General features: G+C 67.6%; 12 protein-coding genes. 7 read left to right on the top strand and 5 right to left on the bottom strand.

What is annotated here, in order from left to right; all coding sequences use genetic code 11:
• Positions 1–116: 116 nt before the first annotated feature.
• A complete protein-coding gene (locus ACJ7Z0_RS20995) occupies positions 117–677 on the top strand; it encodes a phosphonate degradation HD-domain oxygenase (RefSeq protein ID WP_434791386.1) in 561 nt (186 codons plus the stop codon).
• A gap of 107 nt (positions 678–784) precedes the next feature.
• Entirely contained in the window at positions 785–2,575 is a 1,791-nt protein-coding gene (locus tag ACJ7Z0_RS20990; protein ID WP_434791385.1) for an ABC transporter ATP-binding protein/permease, read from the top strand.
• Here ACJ7Z0_RS20990 and queC read toward each other — a convergent pair.
• The 3 genes from queC to ACJ7Z0_RS20975 form a co-directional block, all read right to left on the bottom strand.
• Positions 2,572–3,276, bottom strand: coding sequence for a 7-cyano-7-deazaguanine synthase QueC (gene queC / locus ACJ7Z0_RS20985; RefSeq protein ID WP_434791384.1), 705 nt, complete (start codon positions 3,274–3,276; stop codon positions 2,572–2,574). The genes ACJ7Z0_RS20990 and queC overlap by 4 nt on opposite strands.
• A 101-nt stretch (positions 3,277–3,377) precedes the next feature.
• Positions 3,378–3,866, bottom strand: coding sequence for a cyanophycin metabolism-associated DUF1854 family protein (locus ACJ7Z0_RS20980; RefSeq protein ID WP_434791383.1), 489 nt, complete (start codon positions 3,864–3,866; stop codon positions 3,378–3,380).
• Positions 3,866–6,145 carry a cyanophycin metabolism-associated ABC transporter gene (locus ACJ7Z0_RS20975; RefSeq protein ID WP_434791382.1) on the bottom strand — a complete coding sequence of 760 codons (2,280 nt, stop codon included), beginning with the start codon at positions 6,143–6,145 and terminating at the stop codon, positions 3,866–3,868. The genes ACJ7Z0_RS20980 and ACJ7Z0_RS20975 overlap by 1 nt, the downstream gene beginning before the upstream one ends.
• A gap of 139 nt (positions 6,146–6,284) precedes the next feature.
• Between ACJ7Z0_RS20975 and ACJ7Z0_RS20970 the strand changes: the two genes are divergently transcribed.
• The 5 genes from ACJ7Z0_RS20970 to ACJ7Z0_RS20950 all read left to right on the top strand — a co-directional run bounded on the left by ACJ7Z0_RS20970 (position 6,285) and on the right by ACJ7Z0_RS20950 (position 12,721).
• The gene (locus tag ACJ7Z0_RS20970; protein ID WP_434791381.1) at positions 6,285–8,528 is read left to right on the top strand and encodes a cyanophycin synthetase; all 2,244 of its coding nucleotides are present in this window, start codon (positions 6,285–6,287) and stop codon (positions 8,526–8,528) included.
• 13 nt (positions 8,529–8,541) lie between these two features.
• Positions 8,542–11,109 carry a cyanophycin synthetase gene (gene cphA / locus ACJ7Z0_RS20965; protein WP_434791380.1) on the top strand — a complete coding sequence of 856 codons (2,568 nt, stop codon included), beginning with the start codon at positions 8,542–8,544 and terminating at the stop codon, positions 11,107–11,109.
• A gap of 170 nt (positions 11,110–11,279) precedes the next feature.
• A complete protein-coding gene (locus ACJ7Z0_RS20960) occupies positions 11,280–11,687 on the top strand; it encodes a hypothetical protein (RefSeq protein WP_431124540.1) in 408 nt (135 codons plus the stop codon).
• A gap of 82 nt (positions 11,688–11,769) precedes the next feature.
• On the top strand, positions 11,770–12,294 hold the full coding sequence (locus ACJ7Z0_RS20955) for a hypothetical protein (RefSeq protein WP_434791379.1): 525 nt from the start codon (positions 11,770–11,772) through the stop codon (positions 12,292–12,294).
• 172 nt (positions 12,295–12,466) lie between these two features.
• Complete coding sequence (locus tag ACJ7Z0_RS20950) at positions 12,467–12,721, top strand: hypothetical protein (RefSeq protein ID WP_012746204.1); 255 nt, start codon at positions 12,467–12,469, stop codon at positions 12,719–12,721.
• A gap of 41 nt (positions 12,722–12,762) precedes the next feature.
• On the opposite strand, the gene ACJ7Z0_RS20945 is transcribed toward ACJ7Z0_RS20950, so the two are convergent.
• Both ACJ7Z0_RS20945 and ACJ7Z0_RS20940 read right to left on the bottom strand, forming a co-directional pair.
• Positions 12,763–13,680: a dihydrodipicolinate synthase family protein gene (locus tag ACJ7Z0_RS20945; protein ID WP_434791378.1), complete on the bottom strand. Its 918-nt coding sequence runs from the start codon at positions 13,678–13,680 to the stop codon at positions 12,763–12,765.
• 10 nt (positions 13,681–13,690) lie between these two features.
• The gene (locus ACJ7Z0_RS20940) at positions 13,691–15,442 is read right to left on the bottom strand and encodes an IlvD/Edd family dehydratase (protein ID WP_434791377.1); all 1,752 of its coding nucleotides are present in this window, start codon (positions 15,440–15,442) and stop codon (positions 13,691–13,693) included.
• Between the last annotated feature and the right edge of the window lie 20 nt (positions 15,443–15,462).

The following is a 15,462-nucleotide window of genomic DNA, read 5'->3' as shown; positions in this document are numbered from 1 at the left end:
TTGTCAGAAGGCACGCGCCTGCGCGGCGCCTGTGGAGGCTTCGTCATGTCCTTGTCACTGCAATGCGCGAAGCTGGGGTGCTGCCGCCTCGCGATTCCCGCCTTCGTTTCAGATCCATGACACTCGACCTCGCCGAGATCGCACGCCTGTTCGCCGAGCGCGGCGGGGTCGCGTATGCGGGCGAGCCGGTGTCGCAGCTCGAACACGCACTGCAGTGCGCATGGCTTGCCGAGCAGGCCGGTGCGGGCGATGCGCTGGTCACGGCCTCGCTGCTGCATGACCTCGGGCACCTGCTGATCGCCGAACACCAGACGCTGTCGGGCTCGCCCACCGAACTCGGCATCGACGACCGCCACCAATACATCGCCATGCCCCTGCTGCGCGGAGCCTTCGGCGCCGAGGTGCGCGAGCCGATCCGCCTGCATGTGGACGCCAAGCGCTATCTTTGCGCGACGCGGCCCGGCTACTTCTCGCGGCTCTCCCCGGATTCGGTGCGCAGCCTCGCGTTGCAGGGCGGCGTGATGGACGCCCAGGCCGCGCAGCACTTTGCCGAACAGCGCTGGGCCGGCGACGCGGTGCGGCTGCGCCTTTGGGACGACGACGCAAAAGTGGCCGGACTCGAGACGCCAACGCTCAAGCACTTCCTGGAAATCGCGGCGCGGGTGATGCTGCGCTGAGCACTTTTCGAGGTTCCGGGACGGGCTTCAGGCCCGTTTAAGGAACATTTGACTACCATGGTTCCTCACGAAGTCTCGGCGCACCCGCGCCCACCGAGGAAATCTGCATGTCTTTATCCGTCACGGCGCGTGCCGCCACGTTCGCCCAGGTTTTGCGCCGCGTTTTCGCGCTTGCGGCGCCCTACTTCCGTTCCGAGGAGAAATGGCGCGCACGCGCCATGCTGCTGGGCATCGTCGCGCTGAACCTGTTCTATGTGTACGTGGCCGTGCTGGGCAACCAGTGGTACGGGCGCTTCTACGATGCGCTGCAGAACAAGGATTCGGCTGTCTTCTGGCGCGAGGTCGGCGTCTTCGGCTGGATCGCCTTCGCCAACATCGCGGTGCAAGTGCTCAAGTTCTATGTGACGCAGCTGCTGCAGCTGCGCTGGCGCACCTGGATGACGCGCGACTACCTGTCGCGCTGGATGTCCGACCGCACTTTCTATCACCTCGAACTCGCGCGCTACGCCCAGAACGACGGGACTCCGGACAATCCCGACCAGCGGATCCAGGAGGACATGCAGATGTTCACCGACTACACGATGTCGCTGTCCATGGGCCTCCTGAACGCGGTGGTCACGCTCGTGAGCTTCGTGGGCATTCTCTGGGGGCTGTCGGGCAACTTCGATCTCACGCTGAGCGGAACCACCTACCAGATCGCGGGTGCGATGGTCTGGCTGGCGGTGGTGTATTGCGTGGTGGGCACGGTCATCACGCACTACATCGGCCGCCCGCTGATCGGCACCAACTTCCGGCAACAGCGCTTCGAGGCCGACTTCCGGCACCACCTGGTCCGGGTACGCGAGTACAGCGAAGCCATTGCACTGGACAAGGGCGAGAAGGTCGAGCACGGCCAACTCGACCTGCGCTTCGGCAGCGTGCTGCGCAACTATCTGGTGCTCATCAAGCAGCAGAAGAACCTGATCACCTTCACCGCCTTCTTCGGGCAGGCCGCGGTGATCTTTCCGTTCATCGTGGCCGCGCCGCGGTTTTTCAGCGGCGCGATCCAGCTCGGCCAGCTGATGCAGATCTCGTCGGCCTTCGGCAAGGTGCAGGATTCGCTCAGCTGGTTCGTCGACAACTACGACCGCGTCGCCGTCTGGCGCGCCACCACCGATCGGCTCACCAGCTTCGACGATGCCATGCGCGCCCATGCGGCCCAGAATCAGGCGCTCGACCGCGACGGCACGGCGCCCGCGCTGCAGACCGGCGATCTCGCCGTGGCACTGCCCAACGGCACCTCGCTGCTCTCGGGCGCAACGCTGGCCGTGAAGCCGGGCGACAGCGTGCTGCTGCAAGGCCCATCGGGCAGCGGCAAGTCGACCCTGTTCCGCACCTTTGCCGGCATCTGGCCGTTTGCGCGCGGCCACGTGAAGGTGCCGGAAGGCGCGGTGTTCATGCCGCAGCGGCCCTACGTGCCGGATGGCACCCTGCGCAATGCCCTGGCTTACCCCAATCCGGCCGAGAACTACAGCGACGCCGAGCTGCGACAGGCCCTCGTTGACGCGCTGCTGCCCGACCTGGTGAACCGGCTCGACGACAGCGACGTCTGGAGCCAGAAGCTCTCGGGCGGCGAGCAGCAGCGCCTGTCCATCGCGCGCGTGCTGCTGAAGAAGCCGTCATGGCTCTTTGCCGACGAGATCACCAGCGCGCTTGATGCCGAGGCCGAGGGCGTGCTCTACAAGCGGCTCTCCGACCGGGTGAAGGCCGCGGGCGGCGCCATGGTGTCGATTGCGCACCGCGCGGCGGTGGGCGACTTCCACAACCAGCGCTGGACACTGGTGCCCCAGGCCGACGACGCACCGGCCGGCAGCGCGCGCTACCGGCTCGAAACCTCGGTCTCCCCAGCCGCCGCCTAGGCGCGGGAGACGTAGCGCTCCCAGCCCTTCTTGCGCAGGTCGCAAGCGGGGCACTCGCCGCAGCCATAGCCCCAGGCCTGGCGATGCTCGCGGTCGCCCAGGTAGCAGGTGTGGGTTTCTTCGACGATGAGGTCGACCAGCGCCGCGCCGCCCAGGCGCTCGGCCATCTGCCAGGTCTCGGCCTTGTCGATCCACATCAGCGGCGTCTCGATGACCAGGCGGCGCTCCAGGCCCAGCGACAGCGCGAGCTGCATCGCCTTCATGGTGTCGTCGCGGCAGTCGGGGTAGCCGGAAAAGTCGGTCTCGCAGACGCCGGTGACGATCACCTGCAGGCCGCGCCGGTAGGCCAGTGCACCGGCCAGGGTCAGAAACAGCAGGTTGCGTCCGGGCACGAAGGTGTTGGGCAGGCCGTCGGCCTGCATTTCGAAGGCCACCTCTTCCGTCAGCGAGGAGCCGCCGAGCTGGGCCAGCGCCGCCAGCGTGAGCACATGGTCTTCGCCCAGGCGCGGCGCCCAATCGGGAAAGCGCTCGCGCATCTTCGAGAGGATGGTGCCGCGCACGTCGAGCTCGACACGGTGCCGCTGGCCGTAGTCGAATCCGAGCGTCTCGACGCGCTGGTACTTGGAAAGCGCCTCCGCGAGGCAGGTGGTCGAATCCTGGCCACCGGAAAACAGGACGAGGGCGGTGGTGTGCAAGGGCATTTCACTTCAACGGAGAGCCGTTGCCGGTTCAAAAACTGCAATTTTCGCAGCCTGCGCGGTACGGCGCCTGCCGTCGCCTGCTCGCCCAGGCCGGCCGTTTGCTAGAGAAAGCGCTCGAGCAGCTTGCGCGAGGCGCGGTCGAGCACCTTCACGTCGGGAATGCGGAACTGCACGCCGTGCGCGCTGGCGATCAGCAGTGCGCCGCCCTCGAGCCGGCGGATGTCTTCCTCGGCCTTGAGCACGAAGCTGGTGTCGCCGCGGTCGGTGCTCACCGTCCAGGTGCTGGGCACGCCGAAGCTCGACACGCCGTGCAGCTTCAGCAGCGTGGGCGCGAAATCGCGCACCGCCAACTCCTCCTCGATCAAAGCGCGGGTCTGCGGAGGCAGCGCGTCGACGCGATCGATCCAGACCAGCTCGCGGCCCTCGCTGCCGACCAGCGACACGCCCTCGCCGGGCGCGCTGAGCGGAAAGGCCCGCACCGGCGTCACACCCGCGTGGCGCTCGCCCTCCGCATCGGTCAGCACCAGGCGGCCAAAGCTGTCGCGTTCAAGGCCGAAAACGGGAATGGGGGTGTTGTCGTCGTTGCTCATCACGCGTCTCCCGCCGGGTGGGCCGCATGGCTGACCAGCGGCAACTGGGCGCCGGCGCGTTCGTCGATCGCACCTTCGCTCGCTTCTTCGTCGGCCTGGCGCAGCTGCGCCTGGTAGAGCCGCCAATAGGCGCCCTGCTTCGCCATCAGGGCGTCGTGCGGGCCCACCTCGACCACCTCGCCCCGGTCCATCACCACCAGCCGGTCGGCCTTGCGCAATGTCGACAGGCGGTGCGCAATGGCAATGGTGGTGCGGCCCTGCACGAGGTTGTCGAGCGCCTTCTGGATCTCTTTCTCCGTCTCGGTGTCCACGGCCGAAGTCGCTTCGTCGAGGATCAGGATGCGCGGGTCGATCAAGAGCGCACGCGCGATGCTGATGCGCTGGCGCTCGCCGCCCGAAAGCCCCTGCCCGCGCTCGCCCACGAGCGAGTCGTAGCCGTGCGGCAGGCGCAGGATGAAGTCGTGCGCATGCGCGGCGCGCGCGGCGGCCACCACCTCCTGGCGCGTGGCGTCGGGCTTGCCGTAGGCGATGTTCTGCGCAATGGTGCCGAAGAAGAGAAACGGCTCCTGCAGCACCAGCCCGACATGGCGCCGGTAGTCGGCCACGGCAAAGCGGCGGATGTCGGTGCCGTCGACCTTGATGGCGCCATCGGTCACGTCGTAGAAGCGGCAGATCAGGTTGACCAGCGTACTCTTGCCCGAGCCGCTGTGGCCCACCAGGCCGATCATCTCGCCGGGCTCGATGGTCAGGTCGAGGTCGCGGATCACGGCGCGCGACCCGTATCGGAAGCCCAGGCCGCTCATGTCGATGCGCCCCTGCACGCGCTCGATCTTCACCGGGTTGACCGGCTCGGGCACGTTGCTCACGTGGTCGAGGATGTCGAAGATGCGCTTGGCGCCGGCCGCCGCCTTCTGCGTGACCGACACGATGCGGCTCATCGAATCGAGCCGCGTGTAGAAGCGGCCGATGTACGCGATGAACGCGGTGAGCACGCCCACGGTGATGCTTCCGCGCGCCACCTGCCAGATGCCGAAGCCCCAGACCACGAGCAAACCGATTTCGGTCAAAAGCGACACGGTGGGCGTGAACAGCGACCAGGTGCGGTTGAGCTTGTCGTTCACCTGCAGGTTGTAGGCATTGGCCACGCGAAAGCGCTCGGCCTCGCGGCGCTCCTGTGCAAAGGCCTTGACCACGCGGATGCCGGGGATGGTGTCGGCCAGCACGTTGGTGACCTCCGACCACACGCGGTCGATCTTCTCGAACCCGGTGCGCAGGCGATCCCGCACCACGTGGATCATCCAGGCGATGAAGGGCAGCGGCACCAGGGTGACCACAGCGAGCAGCGGATTGATCGAGACCAGGATGACCGCGGTCATCACGATCATCAGCACGTCGTTCGCAAAGTCGAGCGCGTGCAGCGACAGAAAGACGTTGATGCGGTCGGTTTCCGAGCCGATGCGCGCCATCAGGTCGCCGGTGCGCTTGCCACCGAAATAGTCGAGCGGCAGCGTCAGCAGGTGCTCGTAGGTGGTGGTGCGCAGGTCGGCGCCGATGCGCTCCGACACCAGCGCCAGCAGATAGGTGCGCGCCCAGCCCAGGCCCCAGCCGACCAGCGCCGCGCCGAGCAGCCCGCTCAGATAGAGGCCCACTCGCGCCGGATCGATCTTCTGCCCGTTCTGGAACGGAATCAGGATGTCGTCCATCAGCGGGATGGTCAGGTAGGGCGGCACCAGGGTCGCCGCGGTGGAAATCAGCGTCAGCAGAAAGCCCGTGATCAGCTGCTTGCGATAGGGCTTGGCAAAGCGCCCCAGCCGCAGCAGCACCCAGGTCGAGGGGGGTTTCTGCAGCTCGGCGTCGGCACCGGCCAGTTCGTCGCCGTCGGGCTCGGCTGTCACCTCGGCGACAGTTCCGTTTTCGCGCTGGCCGAAAAGCTTCAGCAGCCGCAGCGCGGCCGGCTGGTTGGCCAGCGTGTAACGCCAGCGCGCCAAAAGCCCCCCGGCACCCACCAATTCGAGCGTTCCGACGCCCGAATGGTCGCTCAATTGCAAACCGAGCGACAAATCCGATAGTGTCCACTCACACCACTGGCCGCCCGGTTGCAGCGCCAGCAGGCGCCGATCGGTGAGAGCCACGAGCCCAAAGGTAAACAGAAGTTCATCGTCGAGGTCAACCGGTAATGTGACCAGAACGTTTTCCGCGACTGCGAGCCGGCTTTTCAGCGCGTCTGAGGCCGCCTCGGTTTCGCCCTCCCGGGCGCCGACTGGATCGTGATGTTGCATTGTGTTTCTTTGACTCTTGCCCGTCGCGGGCCGCATGGACCGCTTCATGGCGTCCTTTGTCGGGCGCCGATTCTGACCGATTGCCATGGGCGCGCTTGAAGGCGCCGTGGTGCTCGGCCAAAGCACATCGAACGTTTGCATGACCCGTTTCGACGACATCCGCCTGCTGCGCATCAATTATTTGCGCGGTCCCAACCTCTGGACGTACCGGCCCGTGCTGGAAGTCTGGCTCGATCTGGGCCAGCTGGAGGATTTCCCGTCCAACAAGATCGACGGCTTCACCGACCGCCTCACGGCCCTGCTGCCGGCGCTCATCGAGCACCACTGCGGCGTGGGCGAGCGCGGCGGCTTCATCGAGCGGCTGACCGAAGGCACCTGGTCGGGCCACGTGCTCGAGCACGTGGTGATCGAGCTTTTGAACCTGGCCGGCATGCCGACCGGCTTCGGCCAGACCCGCAGCACCTCGGAGCACGGCGTCTATCGCATGGTGTTCCGGGCGCGCGACGAGCAGGTGGCCCGCGTGGCGCTGGCCGAAGGCCACCGCCTGCTGATGGCGGCCATCAACAACGACCCGTTCACTGCCGCTGACGTGCAAAAAGCCGTCGATGCGGTCAAGGCCAAGGTCGAAGACTGCTACCTCGGCCCGAGCACCGCGGCCATCGTAGCCGCCGCCACAGACCGCGGCATTCCGCACATCCGGCTCAATAGCGGCAACCTGGTTCAGCTGGGCTACGGCGCCAACCAGCAGCGCATCTGGACCGCCGAGACCGACTACACCAGCGCCATTGGCGAATCCATTGCCAGCGACAAGGAGCTGACCAAGTCGCTGCTCGCGAGCTGCGGCGTGCCGGTGCCCGAGGGCCAGGTGGTGGCCAACGCCGAAGAAGCCTGGGAAGCCGCCGAGGACATCGGCCTGCCGGTGGCGGTGAAGCCGTCGGACGCCAACCACGGCCGCGGCGTGTCGCTCGAACTCACCACGCGCGAAGAAGTCATGGCCGCCTTCGCGGTCGCCGAGCCCGAGGGTAGCGACGTGATGGTCGAGCGCTTCATCCGCGGCCACGAACACCGCCTGCTGGTGGTGGGCGGCGAGGTGGTGGCGGCCGCGCGCGGCGAAATCATCACCGTCACGGGCGACGGCAAGAGCAACGTGGCCGAGCTGATCGAAAAGCAGCTCAACAGCGATCCGCGCCGCGGCGCCGAAGAGGAATACCCGCTCGACCTGATCGTGCTGGACACCGACGCCAAGCTGCAGCTCGAACTCAAGCGCCAGGAACTCGACGGCGCTTCCGTGCCGTCCGCCGGCCGCGTGGTCACGATCCAGCGCAACGGCAACATGGCCAACGACTGCACCGACCAGGTCCACCCCGAAGTCGCGCACGCCGCCGTGCTGGCCGCGCGCGTGGTGGGCCTCGACATCGCGGGCATCGACCTCGTGGCGCAGGACATCGGCAAGCCGCTCGGCCCGCAGCGCGGCGCCATCGTCGAAGTGAACGCCGGCCCCGGCCTCTTGATGCACCTGAAGCCGGCCGTCGGCTCGCCGCGCCCGGTGGGCCGCGCCATCTGCGACCACCTGTTTCCCAATGACGCACCAGGCCGCATTCCGGTGGTCGGCGTGGCCGGCTCCAAGGACACCGCCGTGCTCGCGCGCCTGGTCGCCTGGCTCATCAACCTGGGCGGGCGCCACACGGGCCTGGCCTGCCGCGACGGCCTGTTCCTCGAGCGCCGCCGCGTCGATGCGCGCAACAGCGCCAATTGGGAGGCGGGCCACCGCCTGCTCGTGAACCGCGCCGTGCAGGCGGTGGTGATCGAGAACGGCGCCGAGACCATCCTGCGCGACGGCCTCGCCTACGACCGCTGCGAAGTCGGCATCGTGACCGACCTCGAAGGCGCCGAAGCACTGGCCGACTACGACATCACCGAGAGCGACCAGATGGTCAAGGTGCTGCGCACGCAGGTCGACGTGGTGCTCGGCGAAGGCACGGCCGTGCTGAACGCGGGCGATCCGCGCGTGGCCGGCCTGGCGCCGCTGTGCGACGGTGCCGTCATTCTTTACGCCGCCGATCCGCAAGCCGCCGCGCTCAGCGCGCACCAGGCCGCCGGCGGCAAAGCCGTGCTGGTGCGGCAAGACCGCGTGGTGCTGGCCAACGGCAGCAGCGAATCGTTCCTGCCGGGCCTCGGCCGCCTGACCATCTGGCGCGCCACCCACGCGGGCGTCAGCCTGGAGAGCCTGCTGGCCGCGGTGGCCGCCGCCTGGGCGCTGGGCATTCCGCTGAACCTCATCGGCGCCGGCGTCGAGGCTTTCGAGGCCGACCTGCAGGCGGCGCTGGCCTCGCTGCAGCTCTCGCAGACGCAGCCGCTTTCGTCACAACCACAATTTGCCTGATGCGCGTCGCCCCATGAAAGTCACCCGTACCCGAGCCCTGCGCGGTCCCAATCTCTGGAGCCGCCACACCGCCATCGAAGCCGTGGTTGCCTGCGAAGGCAACGAGAACGCCATCAGCCGGCTGCCGGGCTTCGAAGGCCGCCTGCGCGCGCGGTTTCCCACCATCGGCGAACTGCATCCGATGGTGCTGGGCCAGCCGCTGGCACTCGCGCACGTGCTCGAGAACGCCGCCGTGGCGCTGCAGTCGCAGGCCGGCTGCGCCGTCAACTTCGGCCACACCGCACCCACGGTCGAAGATGGCGTCTACCAGGTCGCCTTCCAATACAGCGAAGAAGCCGTCGGGCGCCGCGCGCTCGAACTGGCCGAAGAGCTGATCACCGCCGCGCTGGCCGATACGCCCTTCGACGCCACCGCCGCCATCACCGAGCTGCGCGACCTCGACGAATCCGAGCGCCTCGGCCCGAGCACCGGCTCCATCGCCGATGCCGCTGTGGCGCGCGGCATTCCGTACCGCCGCCTCACCAGCGGCAGCCTGGTGCAGTTCGGCTGGGGTTCCAAGCAGCGCCGCATCCAGGCCGCCGAGATCGACAGCACCAGCGGCGTGGCCGAATCGATCGCGCAGGACAAGGAACTCACCAAGCAGTTGCTCAATGCCGCGGGCGTGCCCGTGCCGCTGGGCCGCCCCGTCTCCGATGCCGAAGACGGCTGGGCTGCGGCCATGGAAATCGGCCTGCCCGTGGTAGTGAAGCCGCAGGACGGCAACCAGGGCAAGGGCGTCACGGTCAACATCACGACGCGCGAGCAGCTCACGGCCGCCTACGACTCGGCCGCCGTGTACGGCGAAGTCATGGTCGAGAAATTTCTGCCGGGCTTCGACTTTCGCCTACTGGTGGTGGGCGACCGCCTCGTGGCCGCCGCGCGGCGCGACCCGCCGAACGTGATCGGGGACGGCAGCTCCACCGTGCGCCAACTGGTGGACGCCGTCAACCTCGACCCGCGCCGCGGCGAAGGGCATGCCACGTCGCTCACCAAGATCCGGCTCGACGACATCGCCGTCGGCCGTCTCGAAGCCCAGGGCCTTACGCCCGACAGCGTGCCCGAACGCGGCCAGCGCGTGGTGCTGCGCAACAACGCCAACCTGTCCACCGGCGGCACCGCCACCGACGTGACCGACACCGTGCACCCCGAAGTGGCCGCACGCGCGGTCGATGCCGCGCAGATGGTCGGGCTGCACATCTGCGGCGTCGACATGGTGTGCGAGAACGTGCTGCGTCCGCTCGAAGAACAACATGGCGGCGTGGTCGAAGTGAATGCCGCGCCGGGCCTGCGCATGCACATCTCGCCTTCGTTCGGCCGCGGCCGCGCGGTTGGCGAGGCCATCATGGACACGCTCTTCGCACCCGGCGACGATGGCCGCATTCCGGTGGTGGCCGTCACCGGCACCAACGGCAAGACCACCACGGCGCGCCTCATCAACCACCTGCTCGCATCGAGCGGCCTGCGCACCGGCATGACCAATACCGACGGCGTGTACGTCGACGGCCGGCAGACCGACAGCGGCGACTGCAGCGGCCCCAAGAGCGCGCGCAACGTGCTCATGCACCCCGACGTGGACGCGGCCGTGTTCGAAGTGGCGCGCGGCGGCGTGCTGCGCGAAGGCCTCGGCTTCGACCGCTGCGAGGTGGCCGTGGTCACCAACATCGGCAGCGGCGACCACCTGGGCCTGAACTACATCACCACGGTCGAAGACCTCGCGGTGCTCAAGCGCGTGGTGGTTCGCAACGTCGCGCCCGATGGCTATGCGGTGCTCAACGCCGCCGACGCCAACGTGGCCGCCATGGCCGCGGGCTGCCCCGGCCACGTGATCTTCTTCACCGCCGACCGCCAGCACCCGGTGATGGCCACGCACCGCGCGCAGGGCAAGCGCACCGTCTATGTCGACCAGGACACGCTGGTGGCGGCCGAAGGCTCGTGGCGCGAACGCATTGCGCTGCGCGACGTGCCCATCACGCGCAACGGCACCATCGGCTTCCAGGTCGACAACGTGATGGCCTCGGTGGCGGCAGCATGGGCCGTGGGGCTCGACTGGGACACCATTCGCAGCGGCCTCGCGAGCTTCATGAACGACGCGGCCGGCGTGCCGGGACGCTTCAACGTGATGGACTACCGCGGCGCCACCGTGATCGCCGACTACGGCCACAACACCGACGCGATGCGCGCGCTGGTGTCGGCCGTGGACACCATGCCGGCCAACAAGCGCTCGGTGGTGATCAGCGGCGCGGGCGACCGGCGCGATTCCGACATCCGCGACCAGACCGCCATCCTGGGCCAGGCCTTCGACGACGTCATCCTGTACCAGGACGCGGCCCAGCGCGGCCGTGCCGACGGCGAGGTGATGGCGCTGTTGCGCCAGGGCTTGCAAGACGCGGCGCGTACGCGCTACATCGACGAGATCCGCGGCGAGTTCGTTGCCATCGACACCGCGCTCGCGCGGCTGCAGCCTGGCGATTTGTCGCTGATCCTGGTCGACCAGGTCGAGGAAGCGCTCGCGCACCTCGCGCAGCGCATCGCGGCGGGCTGACCCGCCACGGGCCGGCTGCCGCCGGCCCCATGCCGGACACGTCCCACACACAGGGGCGAGTCTGGCCGGGTCTGCTGTCTGCGCAGTCCCACACCCTGCAAGGGGTGCACCGGACCACACTGCGGGTCCGGTCGCGCTTTCGGAGGGCGCGCCTCAATCAGGAGCACCCGATGACAACAACAGTTCGTTCCACCCTTTCTGCTGCCGCGCTTTTTGCAGCAGTGTTCGGCGCGTCGATTGCACAGGCACAGGCACCCGAGCCAGGTTCCGCCGCGCGTGCGCAGCAGGAGCGCGCCACCTGCGACGGCGTGCAGCAGGACCGCGCCGCATGTTTGCGCGAAGCCGGCGCCGCGCGGCAGGAAGCAGGCCGCAACGGGCTCACCAGCGTTGGCCCCGGCCGTGCCGATGCCAACGCCATGGCGCGTTGCCGCGAACAGCCAGCGGCCGACCGCGCCGATTGCGAAGCGCGCCTGCAGGGCGGCGCACGCACCAGCACCGAAGGCAGCGTGATGGGCGGCGGCATCATCCGCGAAACGGTCACGCCGCTGCCGCCGCAACCCGTCTCACCCACGCGTTGAACGTCGGCCGCGCGGAACCTGGCGCGGCCCGCCCCTTCCAACTATTTCACCTCATGTTTCAGGTCACTCCAAGGAGCACACCATGAACAGCACCACCCGTTCGATGATTGCCGCCCTCATTGCCGTGGGCGGTATTGCCGCGGCCACGTCGGCCTCGGCCCAGCCGCGCCGCGGCGATTCCACCTACCAGCAGGAACTCTCGGTCTGCGGCCGCAACCAGCAAGACCGCGCAGCCTGCATTCGCGAGGCCGGCGCCGCACGCCATGAAGCTGCGCGCGGCGGGTTGACCAGTGCGCCCGACTACCGCCGCAATGCCCTCGCGCGATGCAGCCTGCAGCCGCCGGCAGATCGCGCCGACTGCGAAGCCCGCGTGCTCGGCGGCAGCGGCAACACCAGTGGCAATGTCGATGGCAGCGTGATGGGCGGCGGCGTGATTCGCGAGTCCGTCACCACCGTGGTCATGCCGGCACCCGCCGTGATGCCGCCTCCGGCGCCCGAGCCTTCGCGCCTGCCGCCACCGGCCATGGCGCCGATGGCCCCTGTGGCACCCATGGCTCCCGCCCCCATGGAGCCGATGCCGGCCCCGATGCCCACGCCGATTCGCTGACGCGCAGAGTTGCCTCTTCGTGCAGCACCGCCGCCCATTCGCGTGGGCGGTGGGCCGCATCCATCATTGCGCAAGCCGCGCAGTGATAACCTCGTTTGTCACACAATTGTCACAAAGCAAAGCGGCGTGCTAGCTATAGTTCGCGGTCTCTGCCTACGAGGAACTCTTTCCCATGAATGCCATCAAGGTCGCTCGCCGATTCATCGAAACGGACCCGGCCAACGAATCGGCCAAGATCCTGGCGCAGCTCGTGTTGGCGCTCGAATCCGAACGCAGCTTCGAGCTGGTCACGCTCTACAGCCTGGACTACAAGAGCTTCGAACTCGCCATGGACATCCTGAAGGAATGGCGGCTCGACCGCTATTACGCGAGCAAGTCGAAGCTGTTCGACCTGTCGCTGCAGGTCAGTGAACTCGAGAAGAGCTGAGCGCCCTTTTCTCTCTCTTCTCGTTCAGTCCTTCTCGCTCTTCAACGCGCCCAGCGCAGCACCAGCGGATCGAGCCGTTTCGCGGTTTCGATCAGGCCTGCGCGCGTGTCGGGGTGCATCGTCGGCAGCGGATGGCGCGGTGCCTCGCAGGCGATCACGCCGCCCTCCTTCATCAGCGCCTTGCACGCCAGCAGGCCAGCCTGCCGGTTCTCGTAGTTGATGAGCGGCAGCCACTGCTGGTAAAGCGCAAAGGCCTTGTCGCGGTCGCCTGCGCGGTGGGCCTCGATGATCGGGCGGATGCCGTCCGGGTAGCCGCCGCCGGTCATTGAACCTGTCGCACCTGCATCCAGGTCGGGCATCAGCGTGATGGCCTCTTCGCCGTCCCACGGGCCTTCGATGGCATCGCCGCCAAGGCGGATCAACTCGCGCAGCTTCGAGGCCGCACCGGGGGTCTCGATCTTGAAGTACGCGACGTGTTCGATCTCCTTGGCCATGCGCGCGAGGAACGGCGCCGACAGCACCGTGCCGCTGGCCGGGGCATCCTGGATCATGATCGGAATGCCCACCGCATCGGAAAGACCGGCGTAGAACTCGAAGATCTGCGGCTCCGGTACGCGGAAGGTGGCGCCGTGATAAGGCGGCATCACCATCAGCATGGCGGCGCCCATGTCTTGCGCACGCCGGCTGCGTTCAGCGCAGATGCGGGTGCTGTAGTGGGTGGTGGTGACGATCACCGGCACGCGGCCGGCCACGTGCTCGAGCACCGTGCGCGTGAGCACCTCGCGCTCTTCGTCGGAGAGCACGAACTGCTCCGAGAAGTTGGCGAGGATGCAGAGGCCGTCGGAGCCCGCGTCGATCATGAAATCGACGCAGCGCTTCTGGCTTTCGAGATCGAGTGCGCCCTGTTCAGTGAAGGTGGTGGGCACCACCGGGAAGATGCCGCGGTATCTGGGAGTCATGATGGATGGATCAGTGTGAGTGACGGGGGACGGCGGAACCTCTGCAGCCCACCAGAAAGTCGAAGTCGCAGCCTTCGTCAGCCTGCAGCACGTGGTTGACGTAGAGCTTCTGGTAGCCGCCGCCGCGCGTGCTCATGGGCTGCGCGTCGGTGTTCGACAGCGAAGCCAGGCGCGATGCAAGTTCTTCGTCGCTGATGTCGAGGTGCAGCCGACCCGCATCGCAATCGAGCTCGATCCAGTCGCCGTCGCGCACCGCGGCCAAAGGCCCGCCGTCCGCGGCTTCAGGAGCGACGTGCAGCACGACGGTGCCATAGGCCGTACCACTCATGCGCGCGTCCGAGATGCGCACCATGTCCTTCACGCCTTGGCGCAGCAACTTCGGCGGCAGCCCCATGTTGCCCACCTCGGCCATGCCGGGATAGCCCTTTGGGCCGCAGTTCTTCAACACCATCACCGAACTCGCATCGACATCCAGCGATTCATCGACGATGCGCGCCTTGTAGTGCTCGAGGTTCTCGAACACCACCGCGCGGCCCCGGTGCTTCAGCAGCTCGGGCGACGCCGCGGAAGGCTTGAGCACCGCGCCGCGCGGCGAGAGATTGCCGCGCAGGATGCGAATGCCGCCGTCGGCGATCAGCGGCTTGTCGAGCGGACGGATCACCTCGTCGTTGAGGCTCGGCGCTTCGCGCACGTTGTCCCAGATCGACTGGCCGTTGACGGTGAGCGCGCCGGGGTGCGGCAGCAGGCCGTTCTCGCCGAGGCGCCGCAGCACAGCGGGCAGGCCGCCCGCGTAATAGAACTCCTCCATCAGGAAGCGGCCCGAGGGCATCAGGTCGACAATGGTGGGGGTATTGCTGCCGATGCGGGTCCAGTCTTCCAGCTCGAGGTCGACGCCGATGCGACCGGCAATCGCCTTCAGGTGGATCACCGCATTGGTCGATCCACCAATGGCCGCGTTGACCCGAATGGCGTTTTCGAAAGCCTCGCGCGTGAGGATCTTCGACAGCGTGAGCCCTTCCTTCGCCATCTCGACCGCGCGCATGCCCGACATCTGCGCGAGCACATAGCGCCGCGCATCGACCGCCGGAATGGCCGCGTTGTGCGGCAGCGAAGTGCCCAGCGCCTCGGCCATGCAGGCCATGGTCGAGGCCGTGCCCATGGTGTTGCAGGTGCCCGCCGAACGCGACATGCCGCCTTCGGCCGAAAGGAACTGGTGCAGATTGATCTCGCCGGCCTTGAGCGACTCGTGAAGCTGCCACACGGCCGTGCCCGAGCCGATGTCCTTGCCGTCGAGCTTGCCGTTGAGCATCGGCCCGCCCGTGACCACGATGGCCGGGATGTCGCAGCTTGCGGCACCCATCAGCAGTGCGGGCGTGGTCTTGTCGCAGCCCGTGAGCAGCACCACCGCATCGACCGGGTTGCCGCGAATGGCTTCTTCCACGTCCATGCTCGCGAGATTGCGCGTGAGCATGGCCGTGGGCCGCAGGTTCGATTCGCCGTTGGAGAACACCGGAAACTCGACCGGAAAGCCGCCCGCTTCCGAGATGCCGCGCTTCACATGCTCGGCAATCTTGCGGAAGTGCGCATTGCAGGGCGTGAGCTCCGACCAGGTATTGCAGATGCCGATGATCGGCCGGCCATCGAACTCGTGGTCCGGTATGCCCTGGTTCTTCATCCAGCTGCGGTACATGAAGCCGTTCTTGTCGGCCGAGCCGAACCATTCGGTCGAGCGAAGCTTCTTCTTGGGGGTATCGTCCGGCATGCGGGGGTGTCCTGAAAAGC

It is taken from the genome of Variovorax palleresanus (assembly GCF_051144945.1).
GTDB classification, from domain to species: Bacteria; Pseudomonadota; Gammaproteobacteria; order Burkholderiales; family Burkholderiaceae_C; genus Variovorax; species Variovorax paradoxus_S.
This window is presented reverse-complemented; position numbering and strand designations above follow the sequence as displayed.

Bases quoted from the DNA above. Each gene is read 5' to 3' on its own strand.
- ACJ7Z0_RS20940 (WP_434791377.1), bottom strand. From the start codon at position 15,442: ATGCCGGACGATACCCCCAAGAAGAAGCTTCGCTCGACCGAATGGTTC.
- ACJ7Z0_RS20945 (WP_434791378.1), bottom strand. From the start codon at position 13,680: ATGACTCCCAGATACCGCGGCATCTTCCCGGTGGTGCCCACCACCTTC.
- cphA (WP_434791380.1), top strand. From the start codon at position 8,542: ATGAAAGTCACCCGTACCCGAGCCCTGCGCGGTCCCAATCTCTGGAGC.
- ACJ7Z0_RS20955 (WP_434791379.1), top strand. From the start codon at position 11,770: ATGAACAGCACCACCCGTTCGATGATTGCCGCCCTCATTGCCGTGGGC.
- ACJ7Z0_RS20995 (WP_434791386.1), top strand. From the start codon at position 117: ATGACACTCGACCTCGCCGAGATCGCACGCCTGTTCGCCGAGCGCGGC.
- ACJ7Z0_RS20950 (WP_012746204.1), top strand. From the start codon at position 12,467: ATGAATGCCATCAAGGTCGCTCGCCGATTCATCGAAACGGACCCGGCC.
- ACJ7Z0_RS20990 (WP_434791385.1), top strand. From the start codon at position 785: ATGTCTTTATCCGTCACGGCGCGTGCCGCCACGTTCGCCCAGGTTTTG.
- ACJ7Z0_RS20960 (WP_431124540.1), top strand. From the start codon at position 11,280: ATGACAACAACAGTTCGTTCCACCCTTTCTGCTGCCGCGCTTTTTGCA.
- ACJ7Z0_RS20970 (WP_434791381.1), top strand. From the start codon at position 6,285: ATGACCCGTTTCGACGACATCCGCCTGCTGCGCATCAATTATTTGCGC.
- ACJ7Z0_RS20980 (WP_434791383.1), bottom strand. From the start codon at position 3,866: ATGAGCAACGACGACAACACCCCCATTCCCGTTTTCGGCCTTGAACGC.
- queC (WP_434791384.1), bottom strand. From the start codon at position 3,276: ATGCCCTTGCACACCACCGCCCTCGTCCTGTTTTCCGGTGGCCAGGAT.
- ACJ7Z0_RS20975 (WP_434791382.1), bottom strand. From the start codon at position 6,145: ATGCAACATCACGATCCAGTCGGCGCCCGGGAGGGCGAAACCGAGGCG.